Here is a 21,485-nt window from a genome sequence, read left to right as displayed (position 1 = left end):
GAAACTGGAAGGAGAAGATGATTTTTATGAGCTGTTTTTTGCAGGACTGGAGCAGAAGGAAAATAAAAATCTAAATGAATAAAAATACTATGAAGAAATGGTTTTGACTTTCAGATATGCAACAAGTGTGTTAAGATAGGTACAGACTATTCATAAAATGTGCAAGAATATACAATTTGAAAAGAGCGAATATAAAAGGAAAAAGGAGCAAAAATCATGCCAGTTTTTGATTTTAAACACACACCAGATGAAAAAAAGACCCAGGAATGTACTTATACAACATTCCGCTCGAATGAGACAGAAGCGACAGCGGAGAAACCGATGCTGGTTCTGGATAACAGCAACCGGAAATGGAAGCATCATTCCTGTGGTGTTTTCACCAACCCGATTAAGAAGACATCCTTTGAATTTGATGAGGAAGATGGAATTGTAAGTGCGGACATTCTCCAGATCGATGCGAGATTTGTAAGCCTGATCAAATGGCTGGGCGAGAATCATATCAATGTCCGTCTTTCCGGTGAAAACCGTGCAGACGGCTATGCAGTATACAAGATCCGGGAGATCGCATTCGGTGGGGCAACCAAGCTTTCAGCTGAAGATGGTTTCCTGCAGTTCATGATCGAGCGTCTTTTCGCAAGCAGTGCACCGACAGAAGAAGCAGTGGATGAGGAAATGGAAGAGGACGGCGACAGCATGAAGCTGACAAGCCTGCAGAGTATCACCGATTTTATGAACTGTGCAGGAAGAACCCTTCCGGACAATATCCGTCTGTGGGCAAGAAGAAACCTTGCTGTTGCAAGATCACATGAAGTGTCACCGGAAGAAAGAAGACATGCGCAGAGAGCTCTTTCAATCATGATGAATATTCAGTGGAAGAGCAATTATTTTGAATCCATTGATCCAGATGAGGCAAGAAGAATCCTGGATGAAGAACTTTACGGAATGGAACGTGTCAAACAGAGAATCATAGAGACGATCATCCAGATCAACAGAACGCACACTCTTCCAGCGTATGGAATCCTTCTGATCGGACCAGCCGGAACCGGTAAATCGCAGATCGCTTATGCAATTGCACGTATCCTGAAGCTTCCGTGGACAACTCTGGATATGAGTTCCATTAACGATCCGGAACAGCTTACAGGAAGTTCCCGTGTATACGCCAATGCGAAACCGGGAATTATTATGGAAGCATTTGCGGCAGCAGGAGAATCCAACCTGGTATTTATCATCAATGAGCTGGACAAAGCAGCATCCGGAAAAGGAAATGGGAATCCGGCGGATGTACTTTTGACACTCCTTGATAACCTTGGATTTACGGATAACTATATTGAGTGTAACGTTCCGACAGTTGGCGTATATCCGATTGCAACTGCCAATGAAAAAGATCAGATCAGTGCACCGATCATGTCCCGTTTTGCAGTTATCGATATCCCGGATTATACACCGGAAGAGAAGAAGATCATCTTCTCCAGATTTGCACTTCCGAAGATCCTGAAGAGAATGAGCCTTCGTCGGGACGAGTGTACGGTGACAGATGAAGGTCTTGATGTGATAATTGAACTTTATTCCAATACATCAGGAATCCGTGATCTGGAGCAGGCAGCCGAACATATTGCGGCAAATGCACTGTATCAGATTGAGGTTAATCATGTAAAAGAAGTTGTGTTTGATGGAGAAGCAGTGAGAGCATTGCTTTCATAAGAAAATTAAAATATGAAAATGTAAATGATGATACCAAGGTCAAAAGATTCTATTTCTGTTAATATTTATAGATGCAGTAAAATTGCAGAAGGAGCCGGAAAAGAAAAATAGGGTACGGGTGACTTTGCACTATAGAGATGAGATCCAGTCAATTGTGGAAGCCATTGCTGACACAATTGACGGTTTCGGGAGCTCATCGGAATGCCCAGTGCAACGGAACCCGTACCCTATTTTTCTTTTCAGGTGGTGCCTGTCATTTTACTACCCCTGTCTATAATAACTCAGGAAATCAGAAATTTTCCCCACTGCTTCTTTCAGAACTTCAATTCGTGGCAGATATACTACCCGGAAATGATCCGGCTGTTTCCAGTTAAATCCACTTCCCTGTACGATCAGGATTTTCTTATCCTGCAACAGATCCAGTGCAAACTTTTCATCATTTATAATGTTGAACTTCTTCACATCGATCTTCGGGAACATATAAAATGCAGCCTGCGGTTTAATGGCAGTGATTCCCGGAATGTCAGTTAGTGCTTTGTAAATATATTCGCGCTGTTCGTAAATACGTCCGCCCGGAACGAGGTAGTCGTTGACGCTTTGATTGCCCCAGAGAGCGGTCTGAACGACAGACTGTGCCGGAACATTGGAGCAGAGACGCATATTGGAAAGCATCTTGATTCCTTCGATATAATCTTTTGCGATTGCTTTATTTCCGCTGAGAACCATCCAGCCAATACGGAATCCGGCGATCATATGGGATTTTGAAAGGCCGCTGAAGGTGACGCAGAACAGATCCGGTGCCAGTGAAGCAATGGAAATATGTTCTTTTCCGTCCATAACAAGGCGGTCATAAATTTCATCTGAGAAAATGATCAGGTGATGTTCCCTTGCGAGATCAACAATCTTCTGCAGAACCTCTTTCGGATAAAGTGCTCCGGTCGGGTTGTTCGGATTGATGATTACAAGAGCTTTGGTACGGTCTGTGATCTTACGGCGCATATCTTCGATGTCCGGATACCAGTCAGACTGTTCATCGCAGATATAATGAACGGCTTTGCCGCCGGCAAGTGTGGCACAGGCAGTCCACAGAGGATAGTCTGGTGACGGAATCAGGATTTCATCTCCGTTGTCAAGAAGAGCTGACATACACAGGTTGATCAGTTCGCTGACACCATTTCCGGTATAAATATCATTGATTGTGACATTCGGCAACTTTTTGATCTGGGAGTACTGCATGATTGCCTTCCGTGCAGAGAAAAGTCCCTGAGAAGGAGAGTATCCTTCACAGTCGGAAAGCTGCTGACTCATATCATAGATGACTTCGTCCGGTGTGCGGAAACCAAATGGAGCCGGATTACCGATATTGAGCTTCAGTACGTGGGTACCGCGTTCTTCCATACGGGCAGCTTCTTCAACAACCGGTCCACGGACATCGTATAATACATTATCGAGTTTTGATGATTTTTTGAATATATGCATGGCAGAACTTCCTGCATTATCATTTTTGTCGGTTATTGTCTTTTTCATCGGTGTAGTTCCCCTTTTTGAAGAGTTTGAAGTTCCGACAGAACCAGAAGTCTTAGTGGTAGACGGAGCTTTTGGGGCAACGGAGTTGTTTTCCCGAGCAGTAAAGTTTTCCTGACTGTCACCGAGCAGCCAATCGGCATCTACGTGAAGCGTATCTGCCAGAAAATGGAGGATATCATTTCTCGGAACAGTTTTTCCGCTCACGTACTGGCTTACATGGCTTTTACCTAATTTTACATTATTTTCTGCGGCGATATGAACCAGATCAATCTGTTTCAGGTTCTGTGCATACATCGCCTCTTTAAGTCTATCTGAGAAAGTTGTCATTTGAAAATCTCCTTTCAAACTAAAAAAGTTCAATTTAAAAATAAAATAGTGAAGTTCAAAACTTAAATTGATTATAGCACTTCGAATGATTTGGTTCAATAACAAATATTATTTTTGGTTCAAAAAGTTTGATTCTGGCAACGGCACCCTGAAAAAAGGCGGTATCCCGCCAAAATTCAGATGCTCTGGTAACTTAGTTGCCGAGTAGTTTACAAATAATGATAAGTATTACGTTTCAGGACGATAAAAGTTCCGGTAACGCATAAAGTTAAAAGTTCAGCAATTGCAACCGAGCACCAGACTCCGTTGATCCCGAGAAGCAGTGGAAGTAGCAGAACCACTGCCATCTGAAAGACCAGTGTTCTGAGAAACGAGATCAGCGCAGAGAGCAGACCGTTGTTCAATGCGGTAAAAAATGCAGAGCCATAAATATTGAACCCGTTGATCAGGAACGCAAAGCTGTACAGACGGAAGCCACTGCGTGTCAGTTCAAAAAGCCCCTGGTCATAACCGACAAACAATGTGGCGAGTGGTGTTGCAATGAGCTGCGCGATGATAAATAAGGAAACAGCCCAGGTTCCAATCAGCCTGATACTCTTGTGAAAAAGATTCTTTAGTTCATTCTGATTGTTGGCACCGTAGTGATAGCTGACGATCGGGGCACTTCCAATCGCATAACCAAAGAAGATCGAAACAAAGATAAAATTGACATACATGATCGTTCCGTAAGCTGCAACGCCGTCTTCACCGGCAAATTTCATGAGCTGCATATTATAAAGAGCATTTACAACAGAGCTGGAAAGATTGGTCATAAGCTCGGACGAGCCATTGGTACAGGTCTTTAATAAGATTCTGCCATGAAAATGTGTTTTTTCAAGCTTTAATAAGCTGGAATTTTTCCGTCCAAAGTAGAATAACGGGAAAAGTCCTCCGATAAACTCTCCGCATACAGTCGCAAACCCGGCACCGGGAAGCCCAAGGTGGAGTACAGCTACAAATAAAAAGTCGAGAACCATATTTGTCACGCCGGCGATCACAATTACGCGAAGTCCCAGATGTGGCTTTTCGGCAGTTACAAAAAAACTCTGAAATACATTCTGGAGCATAAAAGCAGGCAATGAAATACAAAGAATACGTCCATATAAAATACAGTTGTCAAGAAGTGCACCATTTGCACCGAATAAAATGGCAACAGGTTTTACAAGGAACATACTCAGGATTGCGATAATGATTCCCCCGATAGCAGTGATATAGACGAGCATGGAAAAATACTCATTGGCTTTTTCTGTCTTTCCTTCACCAAGCGTCTTTGCAACGATGGCACTACCACCGGTTCCGATCATGAAGCCGAGAGCGCTGATGCCCATCAGGAAGGGCATGATCAGATTCACCGCTGCAAAAGCGCTTTTTCCAACAAAGTTGGAGACAAAGAGTCCGTCAACCACACTGTAAATGGATGTGAAAATCATCATTATAATAGATGGAAAAACAAATTGCAGAAGTTTTTTATAAGTAAAATGTTCGGATAATTGAATTTTCATAGTTTATAGATCCTCCTCAAGTTTAGAAAGCCTAGAACGTAAGGTCTGATTATATTTGGCATTCAGGCGCAGAAGCTGTTCACATTCTTCGGGGCTGAAAGAAGCTAAAGTATCATTTTCAATCTGGATGAGAGGAAGCAGCTTTTCCTGAATAAGTTTCTTGCCGGAATCTGTAAGATGGATATGCATACTCCGTCCTTTTCCGGGAGAAAGAGTGAGATATCCGTCGGCCTGCAGTTTCCGGATGGATGAATTGATCGTCTGCTTTGGCAGGCAGGAAGATTTGCAGATATCACGCTGCAGACAGTTATCACCCATATCAAAAAGTGCATAGAAAATCTCAAAAGCGCTGTCAGACAGATGCAGTCTGCGGGCAGCTTCGTGGTAAATTTCATTTGCTTCTTTATATAAGCAATTGTATTCTTTTAAATATTTGCTGATCAGTGTAGTAGAATCCATAATTTTCTCCATTTATACAATTATATAGACGAATGAATTTTCGATCATACAAAGTAAGTCCGAAATCATACTTACAAGAGTATAGTCTGAAATCGGACTTATGTCAAGCGCTGATTTTGCAGGTGAAGGATGAGGAAGTTGTGGATAATGCATAGAAGGTGTAGCTTTACATAAAAGAATAAGAACTGCTTTTGCATAATATTAAAGAAGATAACAGGTATACAACTGTGTGTATTGTATACATTTACAATACAAGTAATGTATAAATCAAAGTTGTACTGTCAGTTCATAAAAATTTTACACATAACACACAAAAAACTGGTTTTTATCGAAAAAAATCGGTTCAAATAATGGCATAATGCACAAAATAGATAAAAAACACTAGTTTTTGATGGGTGAAACATATAGTTACAATACAACTTTGGAAGAAAACTTTCTTGTATTTTCTTGAAAAAACCATAGTCAAATAATATAATCAAATCATCAAGAAAACGGAGATGGAGGAGAAGATATGAAAAAAGTTTTCAAAAAAGTAACAGCAGCTACAATGGCAGCTACAATGGTAGTCGGACTTGCTGCATGTGGTGGCAGCGGAAGTGGAGCTTCTGACAAGAGTGCTTCAAAATCAGGCAAGATCAAAATTGGTGTTTCTATTTGGTCTTCAACAGACGTACTTGGATCACAGTGTAAGAAGATCCTTGATGAAGCAGCAAAAGCTCTTGATGTCGAAGTACAGTATGTTGACCAGGGACATGTTTCTGAAAAAGTTACAGCATCTGTAGAACAGCTTGCAGCAGCAGGATGCCAGGGAATCATCATCTGTAACTCATCTGATACAGAAATGACATCTGCTATCAAGACATGTAATGACAACAAAGTTTATCTTGCACAGTTCTTCCGTGTAATCAGTGAAAAGAACAGCGCAGATATTTATCAGGCAGCTAAAGATTCTGATTACTACATCGGAGCTGTACATGAAGATGAACCGGCAAACGGTGAAGAACTTGTAAACATCCTTCTTGAAAAAGGAGATCGTAACATCGGTCTTATTGGCTGGGAGCAGGGAGATGCTACATGGCTTGGAAGATGGGAAGGTTACAAAGCAGGCGTTGAAAAATGGAATAAAGAAAACCCGAACGATAAGGCAACTCTTTCTGAACCACAGTATGCAGGTACAACTTCAGAAGGTGGATCAAAAGCAGCAGAAGCTTTAATGGCAGCAGATCCAGATCTTGATGCACTGATCCCAGCTGGTGGTGGTGGAGATCCACTTCAGGGAGCAATCGCAGCAGTTGAACGTGCAGGCAAGACAAGTGATATTGATATCGTTTCTACAGACTTCCTCCCAGACCTTGGAGAAAGACTTGAAAATGGATCTATGGCTGGTGAATCTGGCGGACATTACTGTGACCCGCTGATTTCCTTCATGATGGTTTACAATGCAATCAAAGGAAACTACAAAGACTTCGGTGGCAAATTCGAAGATGTTCCATTCCCATATCTGTATGTATCATCACCAGATGACTACAAAGCATATGAGAAATATTTCGTAGACCAGCTTCCATACACAGATGAAGAACTGGTTGATATGTCTAAACTCAGCATGGAAGACTTAAAGGCAACAGCTGCTAAGTTATCTATTGAAGATGCAGCATCACGTGCAGGTAACTAGGATAGACAAATAGTAACGACTATTAACTCAGAAAGGGTGACGTCGCAAAGGCGATGCCACCTTTTCTAAATCAGAAATGACAATTATGAAGAGGTAGATAATATGGGCACTAGTAAAAAACTTTCAGGGAAAGTGATGGGATATCTGATCTTAATCGGTCTGGTCGTACTTTCCTGGCTGATCTTTAAAATCTTGACACCACATAACTTCGGTTCCTTTTCCAATATGCTCAATTACTTTCAGGCGAGCCTGATTGCTACCGTAGGTGCAGTTGGTTTTTATTTTGTAATGGTAATGGGAATGTTCGATTTCTCAATTGGTGCAAACATCATGCTTTCCGCAATCGTTGGATGTGTATTTGCAACCAGATTTAACATGGGCTATTTGGGACTTATTATTGGATGCGTTCTTACAGGCGCAATCGTTGGAATACTGAACGGTATCTTCTATGTAAAGCTTCGTATTCCATCAATGATCGTAACAACCGGTCTGGCTCTTATTTATGAGTCAATCGCAAACTATATTGCAGGCGGTGTTGAGCAGACACTTCCGGCAAACATTCGTGCATTTGGTCAGATGCCATGGGATATCATCCTTGCATTAGCGGCTTGTGCAGTAGCTTACATATTCTTAAACTACACTAAAATCGGAACTTATACCTATGCAATCGGAAGTGATGAATTCGTTGCAAAGAATATGGGTATTAACGTAAATAAATATAAAGTACTTGCATTTATCTTAAGTGGTGCGTTCCTTGGGGTTATGGCAATCCTGACAATCAGCTATGGTTCATCTATGGTAGCTGTTACCGGAATGGCATCTATGAGCCGAAACTTCGTTCCGACAATGGGATGTTTCTTCGGCCTTGCATTTAAGAAATACGGAATGCCGCTTCCGGCAATCATCATCGGTGAGTTCGTAATCAACATCATTTTCTTTGGTTTCATTGCTCTCGGAGCACCGACTGCAATTCAGGATGTTATCACAGGACTTGCACTGCTTATTATCATTACTGTGACAACAAAGGCTACTAAGGGCGAAATCGTCAAGTAATGAAGGGAGGAAGACAGCAATGAGTGAAGTAAGATTACAGGTAAAAAATCTTTGTAAAAACTTCGGTATTACAAAAGCAGTTCAGAATGTATCCTTCAATGTAAATAAAGGAGAGGTTCATGCACTGATCGGAGAAAATGGTTCTGGTAAATCCACTCTGACCAACATGCTGACCGGTATCTACAGCATTGGAAGCGGACAGTTCATTCTGGACGGAAAAGAAATCCATCCGAAGAATCAGGTAGAAGCAAATAATGAAGGTGTATCTATCATCGTACAGGAACTTGGAACTCTGTCAGGGCTTACAGTTGCAGAGAATATTTTCCTTGGACATGAGGATCAGTTCGTACATTTTGGAATTAAAAATACAAATGCTATGAACAAGAAAGCAACAGAGCTTTTAAAGAAATATGGTTTTGACAGAATCAAAGCAGCTGATATGATCGATCATTACAATTTTGAAGACCGTAAGCTGGTTGAGATTGTAAAGGCTACATACTTTGATCCGAAGATTGTTGTTATTGATGAGACAACAACTGCTCTTTCACAGGAAGGACGTGAAGAGCTTTACAAACATATGGAAAGAATCAAAAAGAGTGGAAATACAGTTATTTTCATTTCTCATGACCTTCCGGAAATTCTTGACAAGTCTGATACAATCACAATTCTTCGGGATGGTGTTTACATCGATACCGTTAAGAGTAAAGATGTAACAGAAGATGATCTGAAGAAGCTGATGGTAGGACGTGAAGTAACAGGTGATTATTATCGTGCAGATTATGGTGAAAAAGTATCTGACGAAGTTGTATTATCAGTAAAGAATGTTACTGTTCCTGGATTGATCGAAGATGTAACATTTGATCTTCATAAAGGTGAAATCCTTGGATTCGGTGGACTTTCAGAATCTGGTATGCATGAAATCGGAAAAGCTATTTTCGGTGCATCTTATGACCGTACAGGTAGCGTAACACTGGCAGATGGAACACAGATTAATGATATTCCGACTGCGATCAAACACAGCATTGCGTACACATCAAAAGACCGTGATAATGAATCTGTTGTTCTGAATCAGAGTATCGGAGACAATATCTGCCTCCCATCACTGGATGAACTGGCAGGAAAGTCACATCTTTTAAGTGATAAGAAGCGTAAAGAATTTGCAGACAAATATGCAAAACAGATGTCTGTAAAGATGGTAGATGTAAACCAGTTTGTATCAAATCTTTCAGGTGGTAACAAACAGAAAGTCGTTCTTGCAAGATGGATCGGAAAAGATTCTGACATTGTTGTACTGGACAGCCCGACACGTGGTATTGATATCAAAGTTAAACAGGATATTTACCAGTTAATGAATCAGATGAGAAAGAATGGAAAATCCATTATCATGATTTCGGAAGAGCTGATGGAGCTGATTGGTATGTGCGACCGTATCGTAATTATGAAAGATGGAAAAATCAGTGGTCAGCTGGATAGAGATAAGAACCTTGATGAAAACGGTCTTATTTCTATGATGGTATAAGGAGGCAGCTATGGGAAGTCAAGTAAGTGCAAAAACAAATGATAAAGAGCAGCAGCTGAAAAAGGCATCTAAAATGGCCTTAATTCGTTCGCTCCTGCCAATCGTAGGATTGGTTGTTATTTTCCTGTTATTCAATGTCCTGACAGATTTCCGTATGATGGGAAATATGTCACTGGTACTTTCACAGGTATATGTAACTATGATTGCAGCTATGGGTGTTTTCTTCATTATGACAATGGGAGGTCTGGATTTCTCTCAGGGATCTATCCTCGGTATTTCATCCATCGTTGTATGTATTCTTTCACAGAAAAGCATTCCACTCGCAATTATCGGTGGCATTGCATCTGGTGCGGCAATTGGAGCTCTGAATGGTTACTTCTATGTATTCCGTAAGATTAAATCCTTCATTGTTACAATTTGTACCATGTTCTTATTCCGTGGATTTATCAAATACCTTACAACAAATGCACCTGTTGCAGGTTCTGCAAAACTGATCAACTATGACAGTACAGGACTTAAGGTTGCATGTACGGTAGTTATTTTGATTATTGGATTCATTGCATTCCGTTATACAAAGTTCGGAACTTATCTGAAAGCAATCGGAGCCGGTGAAAAAGCAGCAATGTTCTCTGGTATCCGTACAGATAAGATGAAATTCCTCATCTATGTACTTGCAGGTGCAATTACAGGATTTGCGGCATTTATCAATGTAATCAAAGTCGGATCGGTTACATCTTCAGGTGGTAACCAGCTGGAAACACAGATTCTGATCGCGCTGGTATTAGGTGGTATGCCGATTTCCGGTGGCGCAAAGGTTCGTTTTGAAAATATTGTTGTTGGATCTTTACTGTACATCGTACTGAACAGTGGACTGACAATGATGGGATTCACAACACAGATGATGCAGCTCATTCAGGGTATTGTATTCCTGATCTTCGTGGCAGTATTCGCAGACAGAGAATCTATCCAGGTAATCAAATAATAATTTACATATTGGGGAACTGACAGCTCTCGTTTACGAGAAGAATTTTCCGGATGTATACAGATCGAAAGTCAGGATTTGCAGTCCAAATAAGATTGCGGATCCTGATTTTTGGTCTATGTGGCAGAAATGGAGAGTTTATGCATAAGACAGAACAGGAAGGACTTAAATACCAAAAATTATATAATTGGGCACACACACTGATCACCAGTGGTGTGATTAAAAATATGGATAAATTTCCGTCAGAGACAAGCCTTCAGAAGAAGTTTGGATATTCCAGGCAGACGGTAAGGACTGCATTGCGGCAACTGGAGGAAGAAGGTCTGATTACCCGTGTGAGGGGAAGCGGAACCTATGTTTCTTATGACAGCAGTGGAGTAAATGGAGAAAGACCACAAATAGGTCTTCTTTTGAGCTATTATTCTGATTATCTGTTTCCGCGGGTATACGATGGGATTGAAGCTTCGCTGACAGAAAAAGGATATGGAATTGAGGTTGCGGTAACGAAGAACCGCCTGAATGATGAGGCGATTTATCTGGAAGGTCTGCTCAAAGGAAATGTCAGTGGTCTGATCATTGAAGGATCGAGATCGGCATTTCCAAATCCAAACATTCGTCTTTATAAAGAAATCAAAAGAAGAAATATTCCGACACTGTTTATCCACAATCATTATGAAAATATGCCATTTGACAGTGTAGAAATGTCGGATTCCAGATCAGCTTACGAGTTGACCAGGATTCTGATCGAGAACGGGCACCGAAGGATTGGCGGAATCTTCAAGTATGATGACAGGCAGGGGATTGAGCGGTACAAAGGATTTGTTCAGTGCCTGTCAGATTACGGTGTGAAATTTGATGATGACTGTATTCGTTGGTATTCGACGAAGGATATGGAGGAGAAACTGAGCAAAAAGGGACTGCTTAGGATGTACAGACGGACGAAGGATTGTACGGCGATGATGGTCTACAATGATGAGGTGGCGGATTATTACATGGAGTTCCTGGAAGAGAGAGGGCTGCATGTGCCGGAGGACATTTCGCTGGTATCTTTTGATGATGCAGAGCTTCAGGATTCGAGTACCAGTATCCAGCTGGTGACAGCGGTGCATCCAAAGTATCAGCTCGGACGTATCACAGCAAAACATCTTCTGCGGATGATGGAGGATCCGGAATGGCAGCAGAAAAATTATTCGTACCGGTTTCCTGTAAAGATTAGAGATGGAAATTCAGTGCGGAAAATATAGAAAGAGTGAAATGTAGATGACGAAGGATGATATATCCCTAAGTGCATAAAAGTGATGAGTAAAAGAAAACTGATTTTAAAGATATGACATGAGGATTGCGAGAGTGCAAAGCACGTAGCAATCTGGTATCAAAGGGGTCAAAATACCTTTTGACTCCAACATCATGACATTTGTGATATCTTCAAAATCAGTTTTTTTACATTAATGATCTAATAATTTGAATTTCATATACACCGGATCATGATCCGAGTAGCTATATCCGGTATTTACATTTTCATATTCTGTGCATTCAATATTATCGGAAGTAATAAATCCGTCCAGCGTCACCGTGTAGGTCACACCAGGTACATATTCCATATCTGCATTCCGTGCACTGTCCCAGAGAGCATCCTTTTCACTATCAGAAAGATTGTCCAGGCAGAATGAAAAGTGTTCCGGAAGCTCTTCGCGTGGGAATGGATAAGCCCAGGACTCACAATTTTCTGCATCTTTTTCGGATGCCTTAAGGTCATGGTTGAAATCACCACCGCAAAGTACATAATTACCGGCTTCGTATTCCTTTTCCATATCTGCACTCAGCATACGGATCTGTGCTTCGCGAATCGCATCACTGTTGCCGTAAGCAGACATGTGAAGCAGGAAGATAACCAGTTCCTTCCCGTTATCTACAGGGACTCTGGAAATGCTGTAACAGCGGTCAAGGTCAAAGAACTTGCTGAAGCTTGTCGATATCGGAAAGCTTCTTCTCAGAGAATCCGTAACCGGATATTTGGAGAAAAGAGCAAGTCCGGAACGGCTGCGACCATGCGGCTGTGTGAATGGATAAAAAAGGAATGCGGAATCGTAATTCTGTGCAAATACCGTATTGTAACTTGGAATCGTATCCTTTAAAATTGAATATTCATCTACATGGTAGCTTCGTGTAGAGTTCAGATCAACTTCCTGGATCAGTGCGAAATCCGGATCTTTGGAAGCAACCAGTTCTCCGGCACCCTGAATATCAGATTCGACACTCTCCTTACTTTTTGCCCAGGAAGATTTTCCGCCGTCCATAAAGAAGCTGAAGTCCGGTGTGTAGGCTCCGAAACCAACATTGTAGGTCAGAGCGGAATATTCTTTCTCGGTTGTCAGTGTGTCAGCTGCGGCTGTTCCATCGGAAGTTTTCTCGATCTTCAAAGCCTGATTATCCGGAATGCGGTGATAGCTTGCAAAGAGATAGATCAGATATGCAATCAGCGCAACCAGAATGATAAGCAGGAAGATTCCGAGAACTTTTAATATCTTTTTTATGTTCTTTTTCATAATATCCCCTTTTTGTTTGTTAAATTATAGATAAATCTATGTAAAATATAAGTTTACTATAGCATGTCTAAAAGATTATTTCTATAGAATTGAGAAAAGAAAACAGGTATAGTAAACTATAAAATAAAGCGAAATATCTCATTGAAGTTCTTCTTGCATCTCGTTATAATAGGAAATGGAGAAATGAAATCACAATAATATTGGGGAAATAATATGTGATTAGATCCGAGTATTTATTTAATGTTTGGGAGGTTTACCATGAACGAAAAGAATTACAGCAAAGTACCAGTATTTGAGAACGGACTTGCACAGCCGGTATTTCCACTTACAGATGGAAAGACAGGAGAAAAGTATGATCCGGCAACATCCAGTATCGTAAGATATTGTGTTTATGTGGAAACGGATTACGATGTGGACGGAGATGGAAAAAGAGATCTTGTGAAAGCTGTTGTCCAGGTACCAAGAAGTGCAGTAGAGGGGAATTATAAGGCTGCAACTTTATATGAGGCACGTCCATATGCGGCGGGAGTCCAGGAAGATGGATATCCGCATATGAAAGAAGTGGCAGAAAAAGAATATCATCCGGTTAATTTTGCAGATCTTGACAAAAAAGTGGATGCGCATGTTCCGCAGGGATGTATCAGTGCAATGGATCTTTCTTTAAAAGCAGATCCGGCAGACTGGTATTATCCGGATAAAGGAAATAATAACGTTATGGTTTTTGAAAATATCGACACCTTTGATTATTATCTTGTACGTGGATTTGCAGTTGTTTTAAGTGCAGGATTTGGTTCAAAAGGATCTGACGGATTCAACTATGTTGGTTCAGACTATGAAAGAGACGCTTTCAAAGCAATTGTAGAATGGCTGCATGGAGACCGTATCGGATATGCAGACCGCGAAGGAACAGTTGAGACAAAGGCGGACTGGTCCAATGGAAAGGTTGCCATGACAGGAAGATCTTACGCCGGAACCATGCCGTTTGCAGTGGCAACAACAGGAGTAGAAGGACTGGAGACAATCGTACCGATCGCAGGAATCGCGGACTGGTACAGCCAGCAGAACATGCAGGGCGCACAGCGGTACTGGCCGAAAGAAATGCTGAACAGCTTCCTTGCTTATTTTTGTTCCAGCCGTTACAATGATGAGACATTAACCGAGAAGCAGCGGGATGACATGGGAGCGTTCCATCATGAGATGAGCCTTCAGCAGATCAAGGGTGGATTTGACTATAATCCGGAATTCTGGGGTATGGGAAATTATCGCCTTCATGCAGACCGGATCAAATGCAGTGCGCTCATCGTACAGGGATTGAATGACGAGAACGTGTCTACCAAGCAGTATGAGATGATGTACAAATCTTTCCAGAAGGCAGGAAAGAATGTAAAAGCAATCCTTCATCAGGGTGCACATATCACACCAACTATGCCGAAACGATATGGAATCCTTGTAGATGGTAAATTCTATGATGATATTATCAATGAATGGATTTCTCATTATTTATACGGAGTTGAAAATGGTGCAGAGAACAGACCGGCAATCCTGGTGCAGATGAACTATGACCAGAGAAAATGGGAGACAGCAGATTCCTGGGAGACAGCATATAAGATGACTCTTACATGCGAAGAACAGGGAACAACTGTAATCGATACAGACTGGGAAGCAGCGGGTGTCAGTGCAGAGAACTTCGATGATGTGATGGGTGTGAGATCAAGCAATATGGCACAGCGTTATGTGACGGAGCCGTTTAAAGAGGCAGTGACATTACAGGGAACAACTTGCGTAAGATTAAGAGCAGCGTTAAAAGATGGAGATGCAGAAGCAGATTTCAATCCGGTAAACAGTAATGATGCAGATACTCTGACGATGAAGCTTGGAATGCATGAAATGTCAGGACGTATGGATGATGTGAAGCTTACTCTTCTTCTTTGTGACGTGTGCGATGAAGAATTTGACAGCATTCAGTCTGTAGATCCGCAGAGAAATACAATTCCGGTCAATGTGGTAAAAGAAGGCGGAATTATCAGCGGAGGAGAGGTTCCGGCATGGAATGAAGCGGAGTTTGCTACTGTACATAAGAAATACCGTGTGATCACACGGGCATTTGCAGATCTGTGCAATCCGGAAGCAGGATATGAACCGGAGACAGCACAGAACAGTATCGAACTGAAAAAGGGTGAATACCATGATTACCATATTTATCTGAATGCGACAAGATATACGGTAGAGCCTGGACATAGTCTGGCACTGGTCATCACGACAGAAGATCCGATCAACTGTCTGATCCACAAGACCTATTCTGTGGAAATCGAGAATGCATCAGTAACAGCGGAAGTTCCGATGACTGCAGCGGTAGAAAATCGTGTGATGACGAGAAAATAAATTACATAAAAGAATAGTTATATAAGTATTTCATGAAGGATCACCATTCCTGGAAACAGGCTTTGGTGGTCCTTTTTTACAGTAATGCAGATGTATCCTATGCTTCAGAAAAAAATCTTAAGATATATCGGGATAATTCTTTTTATTTTTTGGTAAATATTGTAAAATAATTAGAAATGAAAATAACAGGAAACTGCGTAGTAGAAGTCTGGAGGAAAAGACATGAACGCGGAAGAACGAATGACAAAAGAACAATTAGAAGAAGAAATCCGACATTTTCGGAAGATCTTTCAGGAGATCCGTCTTTTCCCGATTGGAAATATATCAGATATCGATGAAGAATGGAGAAAAATCAATGAGCGGCAGAGATGCTATCATTATTGGAAACGGGAAACACCCTGTGATAACTGTGTAGCGATGCGTGCAGCGACCACGAAAGAAGAAAAAGGAAAGCTGGAGATTGTAAATGGCAAGATTTATCAGGTGATCGCACGTTATATAGAAGTAGATGAGAAGCCATATGTACTCGAGCTGATCCGTTGCCTGGATGGTGACTGGTCGATTGGAGAGATCAATCATGAGCGTTTGATAGATATGTTTGTACATTACAATGACAGGTTATACAGAGATGCAGTGACAGATGCATACAACCGGCGGTATTATGAGGATGAGATGAAGAACAAGAAGAAAAATGCCGGGGTTGCACTGATCGATCTAGATGATTTTAAACTGCATAATGATACCTACGGACATCAGGCAGGGGATATGGCACTCTATACGGTTGTAGATATTATCCGGAAAAATATCCGTAAGACGGATAAGCTGATCCGTTTTGGCGGGGATGAATTCCTTCTTGTGATGCCGGAAGTTACGGAAGAAGTTTTTAGCCAGAAACTGCAATTGATACAGGAGCGTATCTATAATGCAAATGTTCCGGGATACCTGAATTTGCGGCTTTCTATCAGTGCCGGTGGCGTGCTGACGGAAGGAGACAGTATTGAGGAAGCCGTGAACAGAGCGGACAAGCTGATGTATCAGGCGAAGGCTACGAAGAATAAAGTGGTTACACAGAAAGATGAAAGAGAGCAGTACGAGAAGCATAACCAGATTAAACAGCGGATTCTGGTTGTCGATGATTCAGAGATGAACCGTGCGATTCTCTGTGAGATGCTGAAAGATGATTTTGAGATCATTGAAGCAACGAACGGACAGGAATGCGTTTCGCTAATAGAACAATACGGGAAAGAGATATCACTGGTACTGCTTGATATCGTGATGCCGGTTATGGACGGTTTTGAAATTCTGATGTATATGAACCGGAATCACTGGATTGAAGATGTGCCGGTAATTATGATATCCAGCGAGGAATCTGAGAACTATATCCGGAAAGCGTTCAAGTTTGGAGTATCCGATTACATCAGCAGACCTTTTGACAGCAAGGTTGTATACCAGCGTGTATTTAATACGATCAAGCTGTATGCAAAACAGAGAAGGCTGATTTCCATGGTATCCGATCAGATGCATGAAAAGGAAAAGAACAATCAGATGATGGTAGAAGTTCTAAGCCAGATTATGGAATTTCGTAATGGAGAGAGCGGCCTTCATGTTGTCCACATCAATACATTGACGAGACTTTTTCTGGAAAGACTTGTTGAGAATACGGATGCATATAATTTGACGCCGGATGACTGCTATCTGATTTCAACAGCATCCGCGTTTCATGATATCGGTAAGGTTGGAATTGATGAGTCGATTCTGAATAAGCCTGGAAAGCTGACTGAAGAAGAATTTGAGACCATGAAAAAGCATACGCTGATTGGTGCTTCTATGCTGGATAAGCTGGAGCATTATAAGGATGAGAAGATGATCAAGATCGCGTACCAGATCTGCAGATGGCATCATGAACGTTATGATGGTAAAGGGTATCCGGATGGTCTGACCGGAGAACAGATTCCAATTGCGGCACAGGTTGTATCTGTGGCAGATGTTTATGATGCACTGGTGAGTAAGCGTGTATATAAAGATGCGTATTCACATGAACAGGCGATGAAGATGATCCTGAACGGAGAGTGCGGAGCGTTCAATCCGCTTTTAATGGAAGTTCTTGTGGAAATCCAGGATAAAATAAAAGAAGAAATACGTTACGAGGCATAAAAAAGAAGAAACGTCCGCCATGAAAAAGCAGTTGTATTTCCCTGACGAATTGTGTATAATAAATAAAATATTCATTTTATATACCAAAAATAAGAAAATGAAAGATGAAGAGGAAAATCTTTCAATCCTGGAGGGGAATAAGGGATGTTATCTACAATTGAGTCGGTCAATAATGTAGTCAATAATTTTATCTGGGGTGTGCCGGCAATGATCTGTATCATCGGAGTAGGACTTCTGCTCAGTGTCAGAACCGGATTTATCCAGATCAGAAAATTTCCATACGCTATGAAGGTGACGATTGGGCGCATGCTTCGGAAAAAAGATGCCACAGATGGTGCAATGACACCATTTCAGGCGGTCTGTACCGCGCTTGCGGCGACGGTTGGAACCGGGAATATTGCAGGAGTTGCAGGAGCGATCGCAATCGGCGGACCGGGAGCAGTCTTCTGGATGTGGATCTCCGCACTTCTTGGAATGTGTACTAAATTTTCAGAAGTAACACTTGCCGTACATTTCCGTGAAAAGAATGCAGAAGGGGATCTGGTCGGTGGGCCAATGTATTATATTAAGAATGGTCTGAATAAAAACTGGCACTGGCTTGCATATTTGTTTGCTGCATTCGGTGTGCTGACAGTATTTGGAACTGGAAATGCGACACAGGTCAATACGATTACGACAGCAATTGATTCCGCATTATTCAATTACGGGGTGATTGGAGTGGATGCAGCAAAGACGGTCAATCTTGTGATCGGAATTGTGCTTGCGGTGTTGATTGCACTGATCCTTCTCGGTGGAATCAAGAGAATCGGACAGGTAACGGAAAAGCTTGTACCGTTCATGGCGGTTATCTATGTTCTGTTAGCTGCCGGAGTGGTTCTGTTGAATTTAAAAAATATACCACATGTATTTGTTTCAATTTTTGAAGGTGCATTTACACCGACATCTGTTACCGGAGGGGCAGTCGGAAGCTTCTTTATTAGTATGAAAAAAGGTGTGTCCAGAGGAATTTTCTCTAATGAGGCAGGTCTTGGTACCGGATCGATTGCACATGCATGTGCAGATACAAAAAAACCGGTGAAACAGGGATTCTTCGGAATCTTTGAGGTATTTATAGATACGATCGTAATCTGTACACTGACCGCACTGGTAATCCTGTGCAGCGGAGTTCCGATTGGTTACGGGGAGGCAGCAGGTGCGGAGCTTACGATTCTTGGATTTACTTCTACATATGGGAGCTGGGTATCGATCTTTACCGCGGTTGCAATGTGCTGCTTTGCATTTTCAACGATTATCGGATGGGGACTTTATGGAACCAGATGTATTGAATTTTTATTTGGAACGAAGATCAACAAACCGTTTATGGTGCTGTATTCACTGGTTGCGATCGTCGGAGCAACGATGGATCTTGGACTGATGTGGAATATTGCAGAGACATTTAACGGACTGATGGCAATCCCGAACTTAATTGCAGTATTCCTGTTATCAGGAGTTGTGGTAAAGCATGTAAAAGAATATTTTGCAGGGGAAGGGAAAGGCGTATAAAGAAATACCTGACAGAAGGATAGAAGGCTTTCTGTCAGGTATTTTTTAATTTCCAAAATCAACGCCATACATTTTAAAATGTGTCTCAATACGCTGTTTGGCTTCCCAAAGAATCTGGACAGCTTCTTTTTCTTTAGACTCGGAAATACGGAAGGTTGGGATGGATATACTTAAAGCAGCGATTGGTGCATTATTGTAATCAAGCGAAACGGCGATACAATTTACCATTAAATTCGTTTCTTCATGTTCCACGGCATATCCCCGTTGACGGGTAAGTTCTAGCTCTTTAAGTAGATCATTTATGGTAGCGATTGTGTGTGGTGTATATGCAGTGAGAACTTCTGGAAACAGGCTACGAATTTCTTCTTCGGATTTATAAGCAAGAAGTGCTCGCCCCAAACCAGTACAGTACAAAGGAAGCTGCTTTCCTACGGAAGACATCAGGCGGATTGGCTGAGGTGAATCCTTTTTTGCGATATAAAATACCATGTTTCGAGATTGGATACCAAGTTGGCATGTTTCGTTACTTAATGCAGTAATGTTATTCATCTCCTGTTGAATGAATTGTAAAGAAGTCTTGCGGTTATTATAGGCTACACCAACAGAATATGTAGCAACTCCGATACGATAGCGAAGCGTATCCTTTTGCATATAAATAAAATTACGGGCAGTCATCGTATGAACAAGCGGCATAATGCTGCTTTTTGGGGCATTCAGTGCTTTGGCAAGTTCGGTAAGAGTCATTCCTTCCTCAGAGTTGGAAAGAAGCTCCAGTATATCGAGCACCCGTTCAGTAGGGCGGTGTTCAGTTGTTGCCATTGGTTTAAATCTCCTTTATTAACATTGAAATAATCTAAAGTTCAATCAAGTATATAAAAATTATATCAGATATTTGTATGGAATTCCAGAGCTGTTTGACGTATATGTAGAAATTTATATAGAATAATTGTGCAAAATGATAAAAATAATGAATTCATTTAATGATATATTGACAATATAATACATAAGTGCTATTTTAAAAGCATGAAGTATGTAAATGCATACGGAGTACGTATATACGCACAAATGAAACGAAAGGAAAAAAGGTAAAGAGGAGGCAAAAAACTATGATTATGAACTTTTTGAAGAAAGTACCGGCTGGGATGATGATTGTTCCGCTTTTGATTGGAGCAATTTTAAATACGTTCTGTTCGTCGATACTTCAGGTAGGTTCACTTACAACAGCAACTTTTTCAAATGCAGGTGCGGCAACAGCGATGGGAATTCAGCTGGTATGTCTTGGAACAACGTTAAGATTTAATGAACTCGGAAGTGTGTTAAAAAGGGGCGGAGTCCTTTTGATTTCCAAATTTGTGGCTGGAGCAGTAATTGGTATTGTTGTTGGTAAAGTGTTCGGTACAGATGGATTTCTTGGATTATCTGCATTAGCAATTATCTGTGCGGTAACAAACAGCAATGGTTCCGTATATCTTTCCCTGATGCAGTCTTATGGTGATGAAGTGGATAGTGGCGCAATGGCATTACTCTCATTGAATGATGGTCCATTTTTTACACTGGTCGCAATGGGAGCTTCAGGACTTGCAAATATTCCGATTCTTTCAATCCTTGCAGCAATTACACCGATCATTGTTGGTATGATCCTTGGAAATCTTGATAAATCATTTTCTGATTTCCTTGCACCGGCAGGACCGATTTTAATTCCTTTTGTAGGACTTACACTTGGAGCAGGAATTGATCTTTCCGCAGTTATAAAGGGAGGACCGTCAGGAGTTCTGCTTGGATTTATGACTACTTTTATTGGTGGAGCATTTATTGTATTATGTGATCGGAAGATTTCAAAACGACCGGGTTATGCCGGATGGGCAGTAGCGACAACAGCAGGAAATGCAGTAGCTGTACCGGCAGTTGTAGGACTGGCAGATAAGAGTCTGGAAGCATATGTACCACAGGCAACTGCTCAGGTAGCAGCATCCGTAGTTATCACAGCGATTATTGTCCCAATTGTTACAAACTGGTGGGCACATAAATACGGATGTCCGAAGTTCCCACTTGAGGATAAGAAAGCAGCAACAAAGTAGTA

General features: G+C 41.4%; 15 protein-coding genes. 10 read left to right on the top strand and 5 right to left on the bottom strand.

What is annotated here, in order from left to right; genetic code table 11:
• The first annotated feature begins 216 nt into the window (after positions 1 to 216).
• Positions 217 to 1,701 carry an AAA family ATPase gene (locus PGQ33_RS05610; protein WP_270205407.1) on the top strand — a complete coding sequence of 495 codons (1,485 nt, stop codon included), beginning with the start codon at positions 217 to 219 and terminating at the stop codon, positions 1,699 to 1,701.
• A gap of 261 nt (positions 1,702 to 1,962) precedes the next feature.
• On the opposite strand, the gene PGQ33_RS05605 is transcribed toward PGQ33_RS05610, so the two are convergent.
• The 3 genes from PGQ33_RS05605 to PGQ33_RS05595 all read right to left on the bottom strand — a co-directional run bounded on the left by PGQ33_RS05605 (position 1,963) and on the right by PGQ33_RS05595 (position 5,555).
• Positions 1,963 to 3,555, bottom strand: a complete 1,593-nt coding sequence (locus PGQ33_RS05605; protein WP_270205406.1) for an aminotransferase class I/II-fold pyridoxal phosphate-dependent enzyme — start codon at positions 3,553 to 3,555, stop codon at positions 1,963 to 1,965.
• A gap of 209 nt (positions 3,556 to 3,764) precedes the next feature.
• Positions 3,765 to 5,096 (bottom strand): MATE family efflux transporter, encoded by a 1,332-nt coding sequence (locus PGQ33_RS05600; RefSeq protein WP_270205405.1) that lies wholly within the window; start codon positions 5,094 to 5,096, stop codon positions 3,765 to 3,767.
• Between the two features lie 3 nt (positions 5,097 to 5,099).
• On the bottom strand, positions 5,100 to 5,555 hold the full coding sequence (locus PGQ33_RS05595) for a MarR family winged helix-turn-helix transcriptional regulator (protein ID WP_270205404.1): 456 nt from the start codon (positions 5,553 to 5,555) through the stop codon (positions 5,100 to 5,102).
• A 511-nt stretch (positions 5,556 to 6,066) separates the two neighbouring features.
• On the opposite strand from PGQ33_RS05595, the gene PGQ33_RS05590 reads away from it, so the two are divergent.
• From PGQ33_RS05590 to PGQ33_RS05570, 5 genes are all read left to right on the top strand, one after another.
• Complete coding sequence (locus PGQ33_RS05590; RefSeq protein WP_195250541.1) at positions 6,067 to 7,227, top strand: sugar ABC transporter substrate-binding protein; 1,161 nt, start codon at positions 6,067 to 6,069, stop codon at positions 7,225 to 7,227.
• 102 nt (positions 7,228 to 7,329) lie between these two features.
• On the top strand, positions 7,330 to 8,280 hold the full coding sequence (locus PGQ33_RS05585; RefSeq protein ID WP_117834588.1) for an ABC transporter permease: 951 nt from the start codon (positions 7,330 to 7,332) through the stop codon (positions 8,278 to 8,280).
• Between the two features lie 19 nt (positions 8,281 to 8,299).
• Positions 8,300 to 9,799 carry a sugar ABC transporter ATP-binding protein gene (locus PGQ33_RS05580; RefSeq protein ID WP_008373376.1) on the top strand — a complete coding sequence of 500 codons (1,500 nt, stop codon included), beginning with the start codon at positions 8,300 to 8,302 and terminating at the stop codon, positions 9,797 to 9,799.
• Positions 9,800 to 9,809: 10 nt separating this feature from the next.
• On the top strand, positions 9,810 to 10,781 hold the full coding sequence (locus tag PGQ33_RS05575; RefSeq protein WP_117834589.1) for an ABC transporter permease: 972 nt from the start codon (positions 9,810 to 9,812) through the stop codon (positions 10,779 to 10,781).
• Between the two features lie 140 nt (positions 10,782 to 10,921).
• Complete coding sequence (locus tag PGQ33_RS05570; protein ID WP_055260448.1) at positions 10,922 to 12,025, top strand: GntR family transcriptional regulator; 1,104 nt, start codon at positions 10,922 to 10,924, stop codon at positions 12,023 to 12,025.
• Positions 12,026 to 12,226: 201 nt separating this feature from the next.
• On the opposite strand, the gene PGQ33_RS05565 is transcribed toward PGQ33_RS05570, so the two are convergent.
• The gene (locus PGQ33_RS05565) at positions 12,227 to 13,327 is read right to left on the bottom strand and encodes an endonuclease/exonuclease/phosphatase family protein (RefSeq protein WP_270205403.1); all 1,101 of its coding nucleotides are present in this window, start codon (positions 13,325 to 13,327) and stop codon (positions 12,227 to 12,229) included.
• 258 nt (positions 13,328 to 13,585) lie between these two features.
• On the opposite strand from PGQ33_RS05565, the gene PGQ33_RS05560 reads away from it, so the two are divergent.
• From PGQ33_RS05560 to PGQ33_RS05550, 3 genes are all read left to right on the top strand, one after another.
• A complete protein-coding gene (locus tag PGQ33_RS05560; protein ID WP_270205402.1) occupies positions 13,586 to 15,709 on the top strand; it encodes a CocE/NonD family hydrolase in 2,124 nt (707 codons plus the stop codon).
• 222 nt (positions 15,710 to 15,931) lie between these two features.
• Entirely contained in the window at positions 15,932 to 17,863 is a 1,932-nt protein-coding gene (locus PGQ33_RS05555; RefSeq protein WP_270205401.1) for a diguanylate cyclase domain-containing protein, read from the top strand.
• Between the two features lie 144 nt (positions 17,864 to 18,007).
• Positions 18,008 to 19,405, top strand: coding sequence for an alanine/glycine:cation symporter family protein (locus PGQ33_RS05550; protein ID WP_173825261.1), 1,398 nt, complete (start codon positions 18,008 to 18,010; stop codon positions 19,403 to 19,405).
• A gap of 45 nt (positions 19,406 to 19,450) precedes the next feature.
• On the opposite strand, the gene PGQ33_RS05545 is transcribed toward PGQ33_RS05550, so the two are convergent.
• The gene (locus PGQ33_RS05545; RefSeq protein ID WP_117834594.1) at positions 19,451 to 20,224 is read right to left on the bottom strand and encodes an IclR family transcriptional regulator; all 774 of its coding nucleotides are present in this window, start codon (positions 20,222 to 20,224) and stop codon (positions 19,451 to 19,453) included.
• A gap of 287 nt (positions 20,225 to 20,511) precedes the next feature.
• Here PGQ33_RS05545 and PGQ33_RS05540 point away from each other — a divergent pair, with 287 nt between their 5' ends.
• Positions 20,512 to 21,483, top strand: coding sequence for a 2-keto-3-deoxygluconate permease (locus tag PGQ33_RS05540; protein ID WP_117834595.1), 972 nt, complete (start codon positions 20,512 to 20,514; stop codon positions 21,481 to 21,483).
• Positions 21,484 to 21,485 lie beyond the last annotated feature (2 nt).

This window comes from Coprococcus sp. AM100_B19A (assembly GCF_027662015.1).
Lineage (GTDB): Bacteria > Bacillota > Clostridia > Lachnospirales > Lachnospiraceae > Allocoprococcus > Allocoprococcus comes.
The sequence above is the reverse complement of the archived record's forward strand: the minus strand, read 5'-3'. Positions and strand labels throughout refer to the sequence as shown.

Excerpts from the sequence above, each read along its gene's own strand:
- PGQ33_RS05595 (WP_270205404.1), bottom strand. The coding sequence starts at position 5,555 with ATGGATTCTACTACACTGATCAGCAAATATTTAAAAGAATACAATTGC.
- PGQ33_RS05550 (WP_173825261.1), top strand. The coding sequence starts at position 18,008 with ATGTTATCTACAATTGAGTCGGTCAATAATGTAGTCAATAATTTTATC.
- PGQ33_RS05565 (WP_270205403.1), bottom strand. The coding sequence starts at position 13,327 with ATGAAAAAGAACATAAAAAAGATATTAAAAGTTCTCGGAATCTTCCTG.
- PGQ33_RS05540 (WP_117834595.1), top strand. The coding sequence starts at position 20,512 with ATGATTATGAACTTTTTGAAGAAAGTACCGGCTGGGATGATGATTGTT.
- PGQ33_RS05545 (WP_117834594.1), bottom strand. The coding sequence starts at position 20,224 with ATGGCAACAACTGAACACCGCCCTACTGAACGGGTGCTCGATATACTG.
- PGQ33_RS05605 (WP_270205406.1), bottom strand. The coding sequence starts at position 3,555 with ATGACAACTTTCTCAGATAGACTTAAAGAGGCGATGTATGCACAGAAC.
- PGQ33_RS05585 (WP_117834588.1), top strand. The coding sequence starts at position 7,330 with ATGGGCACTAGTAAAAAACTTTCAGGGAAAGTGATGGGATATCTGATC.
- PGQ33_RS05580 (WP_008373376.1), top strand. The coding sequence starts at position 8,300 with ATGAGTGAAGTAAGATTACAGGTAAAAAATCTTTGTAAAAACTTCGGT.
- PGQ33_RS05590 (WP_195250541.1), top strand. The coding sequence starts at position 6,067 with ATGAAAAAAGTTTTCAAAAAAGTAACAGCAGCTACAATGGCAGCTACA.
- PGQ33_RS05555 (WP_270205401.1), top strand. The coding sequence starts at position 15,932 with ATGAACGCGGAAGAACGAATGACAAAAGAACAATTAGAAGAAGAAATC.
- PGQ33_RS05600 (WP_270205405.1), bottom strand. The coding sequence starts at position 5,096 with ATGAAAATTCAATTATCCGAACATTTTACTTATAAAAAACTTCTGCAA.
- PGQ33_RS05610 (WP_270205407.1), top strand. The coding sequence starts at position 217 with ATGCCAGTTTTTGATTTTAAACACACACCAGATGAAAAAAAGACCCAG.
- PGQ33_RS05560 (WP_270205402.1), top strand. The coding sequence starts at position 13,586 with ATGAACGAAAAGAATTACAGCAAAGTACCAGTATTTGAGAACGGACTT.
- PGQ33_RS05570 (WP_055260448.1), top strand. The coding sequence starts at position 10,922 with ATGCATAAGACAGAACAGGAAGGACTTAAATACCAAAAATTATATAAT.
- PGQ33_RS05575 (WP_117834589.1), top strand. The coding sequence starts at position 9,810 with ATGGGAAGTCAAGTAAGTGCAAAAACAAATGATAAAGAGCAGCAGCTG.